Annotated in this window: 12 protein-coding genes; 4 read left to right on the top strand and 8 right to left on the bottom strand. The window is 64.6% G+C overall.

Annotated elements, in window-relative coordinates; genetic code table 11:
• The first annotated feature begins 26 nt into the window (after positions 1–26).
• Positions 27–758 carry a dipeptidase PepE gene (pepE, locus tag HR9077_RS03305; RefSeq protein ID WP_136065093.1) on the top strand — a complete coding sequence of 244 codons (732 nt, stop codon included), beginning with the start codon at positions 27–29 and terminating at the stop codon, positions 756–758.
• Positions 759–781: 23 nt separating this feature from the next.
• Complete coding sequence (locus HR9077_RS03300; RefSeq protein ID WP_210725843.1) at positions 782–1399, top strand: aspartate/glutamate racemase family protein; 618 nt, start codon at positions 782–784, stop codon at positions 1397–1399.
• Between the two features lie 133 nt (positions 1400–1532).
• On the opposite strand, the gene hexR is transcribed toward HR9077_RS03300, so the two are convergent.
• On the bottom strand, positions 1533–2396 hold the full coding sequence (hexR, locus tag HR9077_RS03295) for a transcriptional regulator HexR (protein WP_136065089.1): 864 nt from the start codon (positions 2394–2396) through the stop codon (positions 1533–1535).
• 224 nt (positions 2397–2620) lie between these two features.
• Between hexR and HR9077_RS03290 the strand changes: the two genes are divergently transcribed.
• Positions 2621–2824 carry a PA3496 family putative envelope integrity protein gene (locus HR9077_RS03290; RefSeq protein WP_136065087.1) on the top strand — a complete coding sequence of 68 codons (204 nt, stop codon included), beginning with the start codon at positions 2621–2623 and terminating at the stop codon, positions 2822–2824.
• Positions 2825–2885: 61 nt separating this feature from the next.
• Here HR9077_RS03290 and HR9077_RS03285 read toward each other — a convergent pair whose 3' ends face one another.
• Positions 2886–4226 carry a sodium-dependent transporter gene (locus tag HR9077_RS03285; RefSeq protein ID WP_136065085.1) on the bottom strand — a complete coding sequence of 447 codons (1341 nt, stop codon included), beginning with the start codon at positions 4224–4226 and terminating at the stop codon, positions 2886–2888.
• A 328-nt stretch (positions 4227–4554) separates the two neighbouring features.
• A complete protein-coding gene (locus HR9077_RS03280) occupies positions 4555–5424 on the bottom strand; it encodes a DUF72 domain-containing protein (RefSeq protein ID WP_136065083.1) in 870 nt (289 codons plus the stop codon).
• 414 nt (positions 5425–5838) lie between these two features.
• Between HR9077_RS03280 and mltA the strand changes: the two genes are divergently transcribed.
• Positions 5839–6804: a murein transglycosylase A gene (mltA, locus tag HR9077_RS03275; protein ID WP_244613006.1), complete on the top strand. Its 966-nt coding sequence runs from the start codon at positions 5839–5841 to the stop codon at positions 6802–6804.
• Positions 6805–7097: 293 nt separating this feature from the next.
• Here mltA and glmS read toward each other — a convergent pair whose 3' ends face one another.
• The 5 genes from glmS to atpG all read right to left on the bottom strand — a co-directional run bounded on the left by glmS (position 7098) and on the right by atpG (position 13362).
• Positions 7098–8933, bottom strand: coding sequence for a glutamine--fructose-6-phosphate transaminase (isomerizing) (gene glmS, locus HR9077_RS03270; RefSeq protein ID WP_136065079.1), 1836 nt, complete (start codon positions 8931–8933; stop codon positions 7098–7100).
• Positions 8934–8945: 12 nt separating this feature from the next.
• The gene (gene glmU / locus HR9077_RS03265; RefSeq protein ID WP_136065077.1) at positions 8946–10319 is read right to left on the bottom strand and encodes a bifunctional UDP-N-acetylglucosamine diphosphorylase/glucosamine-1-phosphate N-acetyltransferase GlmU; all 1374 of its coding nucleotides are present in this window, start codon (positions 10317–10319) and stop codon (positions 8946–8948) included.
• A gap of 274 nt (positions 10320–10593) precedes the next feature.
• Positions 10594–11022, bottom strand: a complete 429-nt coding sequence (locus HR9077_RS03260; protein ID WP_136065075.1) for a F0F1 ATP synthase subunit epsilon — start codon at positions 11020–11022, stop codon at positions 10594–10596.
• 24 nt (positions 11023–11046) lie between these two features.
• The gene (gene atpD / locus HR9077_RS03255; protein ID WP_136065073.1) at positions 11047–12423 is read right to left on the bottom strand and encodes a F0F1 ATP synthase subunit beta; all 1377 of its coding nucleotides are present in this window, start codon (positions 12421–12423) and stop codon (positions 11047–11049) included.
• Between the two features lie 51 nt (positions 12424–12474).
• Complete coding sequence (gene atpG / locus HR9077_RS03250) at positions 12475–13362, bottom strand: F0F1 ATP synthase subunit gamma (protein ID WP_136065071.1); 888 nt, start codon at positions 13360–13362, stop codon at positions 12475–12477.
• Between the last annotated feature and the right edge of the window lie 13 nt (positions 13363–13375).

Below are 13375 nucleotides of genomic sequence, written 5' to 3'. Positions count from 1 at the left end.
TGTCCTCGGCGTTTGGGAGTCGTTTCATGTCTCGCCTTCTACTGCTCAGCAGCTCCCGCGCCGGTTCGACCGGCTATCTCGAACACGCCCAGCCGCTGATCGCCGATTTTATCGGCGCCAGGCCAGCACCGCCCAAACGCGTGCTGTTCATTCCTTTTGCCGGTGTCGTCAAGACCTTCGATGCCTATCTCGAACAGGTGCGCCCGGCATTCACGGCCATTGGTCTCGGTGTCGATAGTGTCCATCAGGCGGCCGATCCCCAAGCCGCCGTTCACGAGGCCGAAGCCATTGTCGTTGGCGGCGGTAATACCTTCGCCTTGGTCAAGCGTCTCCATGAGACAGATCTACTGGAGGCGATTCGCCAACGTGTTTCTGACGGCATACCCTACATCGGCTGGAGCGCCGGCTCGAATATCGCCGGACCGACGCTCTGTACTACCAACGACATGCCGATCGTCGAACCACCGAGCTTCGTTACGCTCGGCCTGGTACCGTTCCAGCTCAATCCGCACTTCATGGCCGGCAAGCCGCCTGGCCATAATGGCGAGAGCCGCGAGGAGCGCCTGGCCGAGTATCTGGCGCTCAATCCAGGGGCACTGGTCGTGGCATTGCGCGAGGGCACAGCGCTACGGCGGGAAGGCGATTCATTGACCCTCGTCGGCGGGCTAGATGGCGTGGCCTTCAGCGCCGATGGCCAGGCAGCGTTGGCCGCCGGAAGTCGCCTTGACACTCTGCTCACTCCGGGCATTCAGCCATGAAACGGGTCGGCATTTTGCGCGTCGTGACCTCCAGTGACCGCGAATTTCTCGAGCATCATCAGCGTCTGGTCCAGGCCGATCATCCCGAGTTAGCGCTGGAGACCCGTTGCCTGCCCGACCAGCCGCGGGGCATCCACGATGCCGAGAGCCTGATCCACGCGTTGCCGCAGATCGAGGCGCTGGCCAGCGAATGGGTCTGTGATCTCGATGGGCTGATCGTCAGTTGCGCCGCCGATCCCGGCTTGAAGAAGCTCAAGGCAACACTGCCGATCCCGGTCATCGGCGCCGGCGAAGCGTGCTGCGAGAAAGCGCTGATGATGGGTTCGCACATTGGCGCCATCGGTATCGAAGCCGATGCTCCGCCAGTGTTTCGCGCTCGGTTAAAGGGCCGATTGATGCGCTATCTCCAGCCTGACGGTGTCGAATGCACCCATGACATTCACACCGAAGAAGGCAAGCTCGCTATCATCGCCGCGGCGCAGGCTCTCGAGGGCCAAGGCGCCGACGTGGTGGCACTCGCCTGTACCGGCATGGCAACAACCGACGTGGCGATGCTCGTTGCGCCTTACATCCGTCTGCCAGTCGTTAATCCGGTGCGGGCGGCGGGCGACCTGATGAGTCGGCGCTTGTCGAGAGGATGATCGCTGGTCGGCTCCGTATCGCCATGCGGCATGCTCGATGAGAAGGTGCCTGTTCCGTCGATGTTTCCTCTCTGCGCCCGCCGGCTGATGGTCATTTATCCAACGACAGTTAGCGCGACTCACGGCTAATCGTTCAGGTATCACCCGGCGACTCTGGAAAGCGCAGCGGGTTGAGGCTGCGCTTGACGGCCTTGAGCTGTTCGGCGAGATGCGGCCCGCGGGTCTTGGCCACGCCCACCGCGAGCACGTCGATCAATACCAGGTGAGCGATGCGCGAGCTCATCGGCGTATAGATCTCGGTGTCCTCGTGAACGTCGATGTACAGCGGTAGGCCTACCTCCTCGGCCAGCGGCGTATCGCTGGGGCAAAGACCGATCACCGTGGCGCCGGTCTCGCGCGCCAGGCGCACGCTGTCGACCAGCGCGCGGGTGCGCCCGGTCTGCGAGATGGCCACCACCACGTCGCCCTCCTTGAGGGTCGCCGCCGACATGTTCTGCATGTGCGGGTCGGCATAGGCCGACGTCGATATCTGCAGGCGGAAGAACTTGTGCTGGGCGTCGAAGGCCACCGCCCCCGACGCGCCGAAGCCGTAGAATTCCACCCGGTTGGCCATCGCCAGGGCGTTGACCGCCCGGCCCAGCGCCTCGTTGTCGAGACGGTCGCGTACCGACAGCAGGGTGCCTACGGTGGAGTCGAAGATGCTGTGGGAAAACTCGGCGACGCTGTCGCTGTCGTTCATCGAGAACTGGGCGAACTGGCTGCCGGTGGCCAGCATCTGCGCCAGCTTTAGCTTGAAATCCTGGAAGCCGTCGCAGCCCAGTGCACGGCAGAAACGCACCACGGTCGGCTCGCTGACCTTGGCCTCGGTGGCCAGATCGACGATGCGCATGTGGATGACTTCATCGGGGTTGCGCAGCACGAAGCGCGCGACCTTCTGCTCGGAGCGCCGGAAGAGCTCCATGCGACGTCTCATTTCATCGAACAGGGCACGGCTCACGGCGGGCTCCTCGGTGATGGCCTTGCGGCATGGATAGTGCCCGAATACGGGAGGGCAGGCACTGAATTCGCGCGGGTTACGATCACCCCGTTCAGGCTGACCGACCCGGCAGGCGCAATCAAGCGTTAAAAACGCATTTATCGACGCCAATGTCACGCTTTTGTCAACTGGGGTATAGTAAAAAAGGTGTCGCAGTGACGTCACCGAAGAAAGGAGAGTCGATCATGCCTAATGCAACCCATCAGCTTGGCGCCGTGAAACGTGAACTCCTCGACATTTTCATGAACCTTGAGGTCGCCGATCACGAATCGCGCAAGAAGAGCGCCGCCATTCGTTATCTCAGGGCCCGGCGCGGCATCGAGATGCACAACGAGATAAAGCGCCTGGAGCGCGACATCGCCGCCTACGACGAAGAAGCCCTGCAGTAGCGACCTGATGGCAAGGCCCCGGTCGAGCCGGGGCCCTGCGAACGGTGCCGCGTGGAGCGTCTCAGAGACTGCCGACGAACACCACGATCACCCCCAGCGGGGCGACGAAACGCGTCACCAGCTGCCATAGCGTCGCGCTGCCGCCGCTGAGCCCCAGCTCGCTCTGCACGCTCCGGCGGTCCAGCCGCCAAGCGGTGAACAGGATAGCGCCCAGCCCGGTCAACGGCAGCATGAACTTGCTGGTCAGCGTGTCGAGCAGGTTGAAGACATCCAGCCCGAAGACCAGCGGCTCGCTCCACACGTTGAACGACAGCAGCGCGGCGATACCCAGCGCCCAGGCGCCGGCACCGGCGACCAGCGTCGCGCCGACCCGTGCCAGCGGCGTGCGCTCCTCGACGAATTCGACCACCGGCTCGAGCAGCGAGATCGCCGAGGTCAGCGCGGCAAAGGTCAGCAGCAGGAAGAACATCAGCCCCAGGATGACGCCGCCGTCCATGTTGCCGAAGGCCAGCGGCAGGGTGACGAAGATCAGCCCCGGTCCGGATGCCAGGTCGAGCCCGTTGGCGAAGACGATGGGGAAGATCGCCAGGCCGGCACCGAGCGCGATCACGGTATCCATGATCACCACCGTGCGCGCGGTCTTGAGCAGGTTGACCTCTTCGCCCAGATAGGAGCCGTAGGCCATCATGATGCCCATGCCCAACGACAGCGTGAAGAAGGCATGGCCCAGCGCCGCCAGCACGGTGGTACCGGTGAGCTTGCTCCACTCGGGATTGAACAGGTAATTCATCGCCTCGCCGAAATGCCCGGTGGTCATGCCATAGCCGATCAGGATCACCAGCAGCACCGCCAGGGCCGGCATCAGCGTGCGCACCGCGCCCTCCAGGCCGCTGGTCACGCCGCGGGCGACGATGCCGATCGTCAGGATCATGAACAGCGAATGCCAGCCGAGCAGCACCCCGGGGCTGGCCAGCATGCCGTTGAAAAGCCCACCGACGCCATCGGCGTCCAGGCCGCTGAACTCGCCGGTCACCGCGCCCAGCGTGTAGGACAGCGACCAGCCGCCGATCACGCTGTAGAACGACAGGATCAGAAAGGCCCCGAGCACACCGCTGATGCCCACCAGCGTCCAGCCTCGGCTCAAGCCGTTGTGGCGGGCCAGTTCGCTCATGGTGTTGATCGGATTCTTCTGGCCGCGCCGGCCCAGCAGCCATTCGGCCACCAGGATCGGCAGGCCGATCAGGGCGATACAGACCAGGTAGACGAGCACGAAGGCCGCGCCACCGCTCTCCCCCACCATGTAGGGGAATTTCCAGATGTTGCCCAGGCCGACCGCCGAGCCCGTCGCCGCAAGGACGAAGGTCAGCCGGGACGACCAGTGTGCGTGAAGTTGTTTCGACATAACTCACCCTGAATGTACGTGTCGTCATCGATCGATCGGATGCGATGACGGCTTGTGCTTGTTGTGCCACGTCCCGCGCGTCGCGGATCGCGCAACGCTGGCCAGGGGCATGACAGGATCCATGAAAGCCAGCAGGATCACTGCCGCGCGGCAACGCCGCGTCGCCATTGCCCGGTAAGGCGTCAGGCGATGAAGCGTGCCGGAGGATTACCGAAGAACGCCGGAACGAGCGCTTTTCAGCAAGGATCGCCATCGAGGCGAAAAAAGGCCCGACAAAACTATCCGATGACAGGACGAATGGCCAGTCCAAGCCGCTGCGAAGCGGCCTTCAGAACAACGTTGCCTGGCGCTCGCCGGGATAGGCGCCAGGCGCTTCCAAGATCCCCGCAGGCAGCCGGGACGTCAACGCACGGGCGAGTTCGGGGGCATGACGATTGTCCGGTGTATGCACAAAGAGATAAGGAGTTTTCCCCTGTTTTATCCACAGGACGAGGCGCTCGATCCAGGCCGCGAAATACCGCTGATTGATCGCCGTGTCAAGGTGTCCGATAAAACGGACGATCGGACGCTCGCCGGTGGAGAGCACGTGTAGCGGGCGTCGTGGCTTTTCGCCCTGCGCCTTGAGCAGGCGTGGGTCGTTGCCGGCCGGCGTCGAGAACAGCGGTCTCACGTCGAGCATCACCCGGTCGACGCCGTGACTTATCAACAAGCGGTTGAGTTGCTGCTCGGCGCTCCCCTTGTGGAAAAATTCACTGGCTCTGACCTCGACGGCACAGGGAATATTCCGTGGCCAGCGCTCGAGCACATCGGCCAGTCGGGGCAGCTCGTCGCTGCCGAAGTCACGCGGCAACTGGATCATCAGCGGCCCGAGCCGATCCTCGAGGGGCGCCAGGCTGGCCAGAAACGCCGCCAGCTCCTCATCGATCGCCACCAGGCGTTTCTCGTGGGTAAGGCGTGCCGGCAGCTTGAAACAAAATCGGAAGTACGCCGGAGCCTGACGCGCCCAACCGGCCACGGTGGCCTCGCGTGGCACCCCGCTGTAGAAGGTGGTATTGCCCTCGACGCTGCTGAAGAAGCGTGCGTAGTCGGCGAGGAACGTCGCGGCCTTGGCATGCCGCGGGTAGAGTCCTCCCCGCCAGTCGGTGTTGGCCCACATGGGCAGCCCCAGGTGAAGCCGGGGCTCGTCGCTCGTTGCCATTGTTTGCCTTTCCGGTTGCGCGTAGCGTCCGTTTCGTGCGCTGATATCGCCTCGAAAGAGGGCATTATCATCTGGCGTGCCTCGCCGGAACACGCACGTGGCCTCGATGTCGACCCCTGCAGGAACCGGTAAATGCGTGGCACGACCCTTGGCGTATAGCGTAACGTCCGCCTTGGCCTATAATCGCTGACGGTCGGCCCAGCGCCGAACCGCTTTCAGGGAACGGAAACAGGGGTAATCTGCGTGCGCAATCTGGCCATCGACCGGCGGCCGTCCGGCCTCTCCCATAAATTCGCTTCACGCCTTGCTGGATTGTGCCTCATGCTCTTGCTGGCCGCCTGTAGCAGCCGGCCGCCCTCGCCCACCATGCCGCCTCCATCGGCCGGCGGCGACCTCCGCGGGCAAATGCGGCCGATGCCCTGGCAGGCCCTGCCCGGCTGGCCGCAGGACAACGCCGTCAGTGCCTGGAGCGCCTTTCGCGCCAGTTGCACCCGGCTCGCCGACAAGCCTGCCTGGAGCGGCGTGTGTGCCGATGCCGGGCGCGTCGACCCGCTCGACAATCGCGCCATCACCCGCTTCTTCGAGCGGCATTTCGCGCCTCACCTGATGATCAACGACGACGGCTCGACCACCGGCACGATCACCGGCTACTACGAGCCGCGCCTGCAGGGCTCGCTCCAGCGCCACGGACGCTATCAGGTGCCGCTCTACCGGCTGCCGCCTGCCTGGGCACAAGACACCGGCAAGACTCGCCCGCCGCGTGCCGAGTTGATGGAGTCCGGGATCCTGCGCGGCCAGGAACTGGTCTGGGTCGACGATCCGGTAGAGGCCGCCTACCTGCAGATTCAGGGCTCGGGGCGTATCGAGCTGGCCGAGGGCGGCGTGATGCGGGTGGGCTTCGCGGGTACCAACAACCAGCCGTTTCGCTCCTTCGCCCGGGCGCTGATCGAACGCGGAGAGATCACCCCCGGCGAGGCGACCCTCGCCGGCATACGCGACTGGGCACGGGGCAACCCCCGGCGCGTCGACAGCGCGCTCGACGTCAATCCCCGCATGGTGTTCTTCCAGTCCCGGGGCATCGATCCCCGGGTCACCGGCGAGGGACCGGTCGGGGCACTGGGCGTACCGTTGACCTCGCAACGCAGCCTCGCCGTCGATCCGTCGCGCATCCCCCTGGGCGCACCGGTGTTCCTGGCCACCACGCAGCCGCTCTCCGAGGAACCGCTGCAACGCCTGATGGTCGCCCAGGATACCGGCAGCGCCATCAAGGGGTCGGTACGTGCCGACTTCTTCTGGGGGTACGGTGACGAAGCCGGCGAAAATGCCGGTCGCATGAAGCAGCCCGGTCAGCTGTGGGTACTGATGCCCAGGACGCGCTGATTGGCGCGCCGTCGCCAACCGCCGGGACACGCATACAGGACCTGGGCCAAGCTCCCCGTTCCTGGCAACTTCGTCAGAGTCACTTCCGCCCGAGCCAGGATGCCTTCGCGTGTCTCCTGGCTCGACTTCCTGCTCGGCCTTTTCATGTACCTTGTCACGCCCCATGCGCTCGCGCATGCCATGCCCGTTTCGATATCCGGTTTCACCGACCGTTGTGTTCGCTCACCAGTTGCTCCTTGAAACCAGGAGGTCATCAAAAGGCAGCTGGATATTCAAAGATCCGGCAGGACGAATTACTCGACGGTCACCGACTTGGCCAGGTTACGCGGCTGATCGACGTCGGTGCCCTTGAGCACAGCGACATGGTAAGCGAGCAACTGCAGCGGCACGGTATAGAGAATCGGCGCCAGCGCCTCGTCGATATGCGGCAGGCGCATCACGTGGACCCCTTCGGCCTCTTCCAGGTATACCGCCTCGTCGGCGAACACGAACAGCTCGCCGCCGCGGGCACGAACCTCCTGGAGATTGGACTTGAGCTTCTCCAGCAACTCATCGTTGGGCGCCACGGAGATCACCGGCATCTCACTGTCGATAAGCGCCAGCGGACCGTGCTTGAGTTCGCCGGCCGGGTAGGCTTCGGCGTGGATGTAGGAGATTTCCTTGAGCTTGAGCGCGCCTTCCAGGGCGATCGGGAAATGCGCACCGCGGCCGAGGAACAGCGCATGCTCCTTCTCGGCGAAAGCCATGGCCAGTTCCTCGATGTCACCATCCAGGCCAAGTACCTGGGAAACGGCCTGGGGCAAGTGTCGCAGGGCCTGAACGATCTCGCCTTCGCGGGACTCGTCCATGCCACGCAGCCGTCCCAGCGATAGCGTCAACAGCAGCAGCCCGACCAGTTGGGTGGTAAAGGCCTTGGTCGAGGCGACGCCGATCTCGGGGCCGGCGTGGGTCATCAGCGTCAGATCCGACTCGCGCACCAGCGAACTGCCCGGCACGTTGCAGATCGCCAGGCTGGCCAGATAGCCGCGTTCCCGAGCGAAACGCAGCGCGGCCAGGGTGTCGGCGGTTTCTCCGGACTGTGAAAGCGTGACGAACAACGTGCCCTCGGGCACCACGACCTGACGATAGCGGTACTCCGAGGCGACCTCGACCTGGGTGGGAATGCCGGCATACCTTTCCAGCCAGTAGCGTGCCACCAGTCCGGCATGGTAGCTGGTGCCGCAGGCGATGATGTGGATCTGGCGGGTTTCGGCGAACAAGGCCTCGGCCTCGGTACCGAAGCTCTTGACCAACGCATGACGCTCGCTGAGCCGGCCTTCCAGCGCGGCGGCGACGACCTGCGGCTGCTCGTGGATCTCCTTGAGCATGAAATGCCGATAGCCCCCCTTGGTGACCGCGCCGTCGCCATGCTCGTAGGTCTGTACGCTGCGCTCCTGATGCTCGCCGCGGCGATCGAAGATGGCCACCGGCTCGCCCCGCGCGATGCGTACCACGTCGCCTTCCTGAAGATAGATGAAGCGGTCGGTGACCGGCAGCAGGGCCATCGGGTCGGACGCCAGAAAGCTCTCGCCGATGCCGACCCCGACGACCAGCGGGCTACCCTGGCGGGCACCGACGATAACGTCGGGCTGGGCCTTGTGGATGACCGCCAGCGCGTAGGCACCATCGAGGGTCGCGACCACCGTCTGCACCGCCGTGAGCAGATCCTGGGTGCGGTTGAACTCCCTGCCCAGCAGATGCGCCACGACCTCGGTGTCGGTCTGCGAGGTGAAGACGTAACCCTGGCCCTCGAGTTCGCGCTTGAGCGACTCGAAGTTTTCGATGATGCCGTTGTGCACCACCGCCAGACTCTCGCCGGACTGATGCGGGTGGGCATTCTCTTCGCTGGGCCGACCGTGAGTCGCCCAACGCGTATGAGCGACACCCACCCGACCGCTCAACGGCGCCGTCAGCAAGCGTTCCTCGAGGGCCGCGACCTTGCCTGTCGCCCGCTGGCGATTGAGGCGCGCATCCTCGGACAGCACCGCCATGCCCGCCGAGTCGTAGCCGCGGTACTCGAGCCGTCGCAGGCCCTCGAGCAGGATCTCCTGAACGTTGCGTTCGGCAACGGCGCCAACGATTCCACACATGTTCGCTACTCCTCAATGATCGCGCTTGGACGCCTTCTGCGGGCGCACCCAGTCGGGCTTGCTGATCTGCCGGCCACGCGCCACCGCCAGCGCGCCGGCCTCGACATTCCTGCTGATCGTCGAACCGGCACCCACGGTCGCTCCTTCACCGACCGTCACCGGCGCCACCAGTGCGGTGTTGGAGCCGATGAAGGCGCTATCGCCGATCTCAGTAAGGTGCTTGTTGGCGCCGTCGTAGTTGCAGGTGATGGTGCCGGCACCGATATTGACGCCACGCCCCAGCCGCGCATCGCCGACGTAGCTCAAGTGATTGATCTTGGCGCCCTCGCCGAGATCGGCGTTCTTGGTCTCGACGAAATTGCCGATCCTGGCGCCGCGTGCCAGCCGCGTGCCGGGGCGCAGCCGCGCGAACGGGCCGATCCGGCTGTCGCCCTCGACGCTCGCCCCCTCGAGGACGCTATGCGCCTCGATCACGCTGCCGGGGCCGATGAGGCTGTCGCGAATCACGCAGTACGGCCCCACTCGAACGTCGTCGGCCAACTCGACGCGGCCCTCGAAGACGCAACCGACATCGATGACCACATCGCGCCCGCAGTCGAGCTCGCCGCGCACGTCGAGGCGTAATGGATCGGCCAGCGCCACCCCCTCGCGCATCAGCCGCTCGGCCTCGCCGGCCTGGAAGACACGCTCCAGGCGTGCCAACTGCACGCGGTCGTTGACGCCCTCGACCTCGCCGGGCGAGCCGGGCTGGGTGGTGGCAATCGCCGTGCCCTCGACGGCGGCCATGGCGATCACATCGGTCAGGTAGTATTCACCCTGCACGTTATCGGCGGAAAGCCGGGGCAACCAGCGGCGCAACTGCAGCGCGGTCATCGCCATGATGCCGGTATTGCACTCGCGAATGGTCCGTTCCGCCGCGGTGGCGTCCTTGTGCTCGACGATCGCCACCGCCTCGCCATCGGCGTCGCGCTTGATGCGTCCGTAGCCGGCGGGGTCGTCCAGATCGACGGTAAGCAGCCCCATGCACCGCTCGTCGACCCGCTCGAGCAAAGCCGTCAGCGTTTCACGTCGAATCAGCGGCACATCGGCATACAGAACCAGTACCTGGCCATCGCCGAGTCCCTCGAGCGCCTGGGCCACTGCATGACCGGTCCCCTTCTGCTCGGCCTGCACGACGAAATTGACCTCGGCATCGGCGAGCGCCTCGCGAACCTGGTCGCCGCCGTGACCGATCACCACGTGCAGACGCGCGTCCTCCAGGCTCGAGGCGGTGGCGATGACATGATCGATCAGCGCCTTGCCCGCCAGTTCGTGCAGCACCTTGGGCCGCGTCGAACGCATCCGTGTCCCCTGGCCCGCCGCCAGGATCACTACATCGAGAGTCATCATCACCCCTTTATTCGTGTACAGGTACCGAGCCGAACATAGCCCGCTATTCTACGGCGACCCGCCTGGCGCTACCAACGTCCGCGGACTACCGCGACCAATGCCTAGTGCCTTTCAGCGTTTACCAGTAACGCCGGCTCGCCTTGCCGGATACGTTCGGCTTACACGCATCAGCCCCCGTTGCAGGGTCGCTCATGCCTCGCCCGCCTTCCGACACACAAAAAAATGCCCCGCGGCGAACCACGGGGCATTCGTTGACGGCGCTAAAGGCTTATCAGCGCTTACCGCTCATGCGGCGCAACTGATCGAGGGTGCGTAGCTTGGCCACCGCCTCGGCGAGCTCGGCCGCGGCCCGAGTATAGTCCAGGTCCGACTTCTGCTCGTTGATCGACTTCTGTGCGTCCTGGCGCGCCGCCTCGGCCTCGGCCTCGTCGAGGTCCCGCGCGCGCATCGCGCTGTCGGCGAGCACCGATACCAGCGTCGGCTGGACTTCGATGAAGCCGCCGTCGACGTAGTAGATGCTCTCCTCGCCATCCTCGCCGAGGATCCGCAGCGGACCCGGCTTGAGCTCGGTCAACAGCGGCGCGTGCCCCGGCATGATGCCCAGGTCGCCCATCGTCCCGGCGGCGACAATCTGGCGGATCTCGCCGGAGAAGATCGAGCGTTCGGCGCTGACGATCTCGCATTGGAAGCTGTTCGCCATACCTTGATCCTCTTGGTGGACGGCTTACTTCATCTTGTTGGCTTTCTCGACGGCCTCGTCGATGGTGCCAACCATGTAGAAAGCCTGTTCCGGCAGTTCGTCGTACTCGCCGTTGAGGATGCCCTGGAAACCACGGATGGTGTCCTTGAGCGACACGTACTTGCCGGGCGCGCCGGTGAAGACCTCGGCGACGAAGAACGGCTGCGACAGGAAGCGCTGGATCTTGCGCGCCCGGTTGACCGACTGCTTGTCCTCGTCGGACAGCTCGTCCATGCCCAGGATCGCGATGATGTCCTTGAGTTCCTTGTAGCGCTGCAGCACGTTCTGCACACCGCGCGCGGTGTCGTAGTGCTCGTCGCCGACTACCAGCGGGTCGAGCTGACGCGAGGTGGAGTCCAGCGGATCGATGGCCGGGTAGATCCCCAGCTCGGCGATCGAACGCGCCAGTACCACGGTGGCGTCGAGGTGCGCGAAGGTGGTCGCCGGCGACGGGTCGGTCAAATCGTCCGCGGGCACGTAGACGGCCTGCACGGAGGTGATCGAGCCGGTCTTGGTCGAGGTGATGCGCTCCTGCAGCACACCCATCTCCTCGGCCAGTGTCGGCTGATAACCCACCGCGGAGGGCATGCGGCCCAGCAGCGCCGAGACCTCGGTCCCAGCCAGCGTGTAGCGGTAGATGTTGTCGATGAACAGCAGCACGTCGCGGCCTTCGTCGCGGAACTTCTCGGCGACGGTCAGGCCGGTCAGTGCCACGCGCAGGCGGTTGCCCGGCGGCTCGTTCATCTGGCCGTAGACCAGCGACACCTTGTCGAGGACGTTGGACTCCTGCATCTCGTAGTAGAAGTCGTTGCCCTCGCGGGTCCGCTCGCCGACCCCGGCGAACACCGAGTAACCGCTGTGCTCGGTGGCGATGTTGCGGATCAGCTCCATCATGTTGACGGTCTTGCCGACACCGGCACCGCCGAACAGGCCGACCTTGCCGCCCTTGGCGAACGGGCAGACCAGGTCGATGACCTTGATGCCGGTCTCGAGCAGCTCGTTGGAAGCCGCCTGGTCGGCGTAGCTGGGCGCCTTGCGGTGGATCGGCATGCGTTCGTCTTCGCCGATCTCGCCGGCTTCGTCGATCGGCTCGCCGAGCACGTTCATGATCCGCCCGAGCGTGGCCTTGCCCACCGGCACGGAGATCGCCGCGCCGCTGTTGGTGACTTCGTAGCCACGCTTCAGACCTTCGGTGGAGCCCATGGCGATGGCTCGCACCACGCCGTCGCCCAGCTGCTGCTGGACCTCGAGTACGGTCTCGGTTTCCGAGACCTTCAGCGCGTCGTAGACCTTGGGCACGTCGTCCCGCGGAAACTCTACGTCAATCACCGCGCCGATGATTTGTACGATACGTCCGCTCATCTTGGTTCCTCTTATACCTGCAAATGAAACCTGCTTAGCCTCACCGGCGCGCTATACCGCGGCGGCGCCACTTACGATCTCGGAGATTTCCTGGGTAATGGCCGCCTGGCGGGCCTTGTTGTACACCAGTTGCAAATCGTCGATCAGGTCGCCGGCGTTGTCGGTCGCGTTCTTCATCGCGATCATGCGCGCCGCCTGCTCGCAGGCTGCATTCTCGACCACCGCCTGATAGACCTGGGCCTCGACATAGCGCTTGAGCAGCTTGTCGAGCAGGTCCTGGGCATCCGGCTCATACAGGTAGTCCCAGTTGTCGGGACGGTTCTGTTCCTCGTCGGCACTCTCGTCGCCCCCCTCGTCGGAAGTGACCAGCGGCACCAGTTGGCGCGCCACCGGCTTCTGCGACATGGTGTTGACGAACTCGTTGTACACCACGTAGATCCGGTCGAGGGTGCCCTCGTCGAAGGCATCCAGCATTACCTTGACACTACCGATCAGATCCTTCGGCTCCGGCGACTCGCCGAGTCCGCTCTTGGCGGCAAGCAGGTTGCCGCCGTGATTGCGGAAGAAGGTCCCGGCCTTGGCGCCGATGGCGACGAAATCGATCTCGGCGCCCTTGTCGCGCCAACCCTTGGCTTCTCTGACCAGCGTCTTGAACAGATTGACGTTCAAGCCGCCGGCCAGGCCACGGTCACTGGACACGACGATATAGCCGACCCGCTCGACCTCGCGCTCGAGGGTGTACGGGTGGCGGTATTCGGGGTTGGCCTTGGCGATATGACCGACGACCTTGCGGATCTGCTTGGCATACGGCTGGCTGGCCCACATCCGCTCTTGCGCCTTACGCATCTTCGACGCAGCGACCATTTCCATGGCGCTGGTGATCTTCTGCGTATTCTTGATGCTCCCGATCTGGGTGCGAATCTCTTTTGCAGCTGCCATCGCGATCTACCTT

It is taken from the genome of Modicisalibacter radicis, from assembly GCF_900961225.1.
Taxonomy (GTDB): Bacteria; Pseudomonadota; Gammaproteobacteria; order Pseudomonadales; family Halomonadaceae; genus Modicisalibacter.
This window is presented reverse-complemented; position numbering and strand designations above follow the sequence as displayed.

Coding starts and splice junctions, on each gene's coding strand:
- pepE (WP_136065093.1), top strand. CDS start 27: ATGTCTCGCCTTCTACTGCTCAGCAGCTCCCGCGCCGGTTCGACCGGC.
- HR9077_RS03290 (WP_136065087.1), top strand. CDS start 2,621: ATGCCTAATGCAACCCATCAGCTTGGCGCCGTGAAACGTGAACTCCTC.
- HR9077_RS03285 (WP_136065085.1), bottom strand. CDS start 4,226: ATGTCGAAACAACTTCACGCACACTGGTCGTCCCGGCTGACCTTCGTC.
- HR9077_RS03280 (WP_136065083.1), bottom strand. CDS start 5,424: ATGGCAACGAGCGACGAGCCCCGGCTTCACCTGGGGCTGCCCATGTGG.
- mltA (WP_244613006.1), top strand. CDS start 5,839: ATGCCCTGGCAGGCCCTGCCCGGCTGGCCGCAGGACAACGCCGTCAGT.
- glmS (WP_136065079.1), bottom strand. CDS start 8,933: ATGTGTGGAATCGTTGGCGCCGTTGCCGAACGCAACGTTCAGGAGATC.
- glmU (WP_136065077.1), bottom strand. CDS start 10,319: ATGACTCTCGATGTAGTGATCCTGGCGGCGGGCCAGGGGACACGGATG.
- HR9077_RS03260 (WP_136065075.1), bottom strand. CDS start 11,022: ATGGCGAACAGCTTCCAATGCGAGATCGTCAGCGCCGAACGCTCGATC.
- atpD (WP_136065073.1), bottom strand. CDS start 12,423: ATGAGCGGACGTATCGTACAAATCATCGGCGCGGTGATTGACGTAGAG.
- atpG (WP_136065071.1), bottom strand. CDS start 13,362: ATGGCAGCTGCAAAAGAGATTCGCACCCAGATCGGGAGCATCAAGAAT.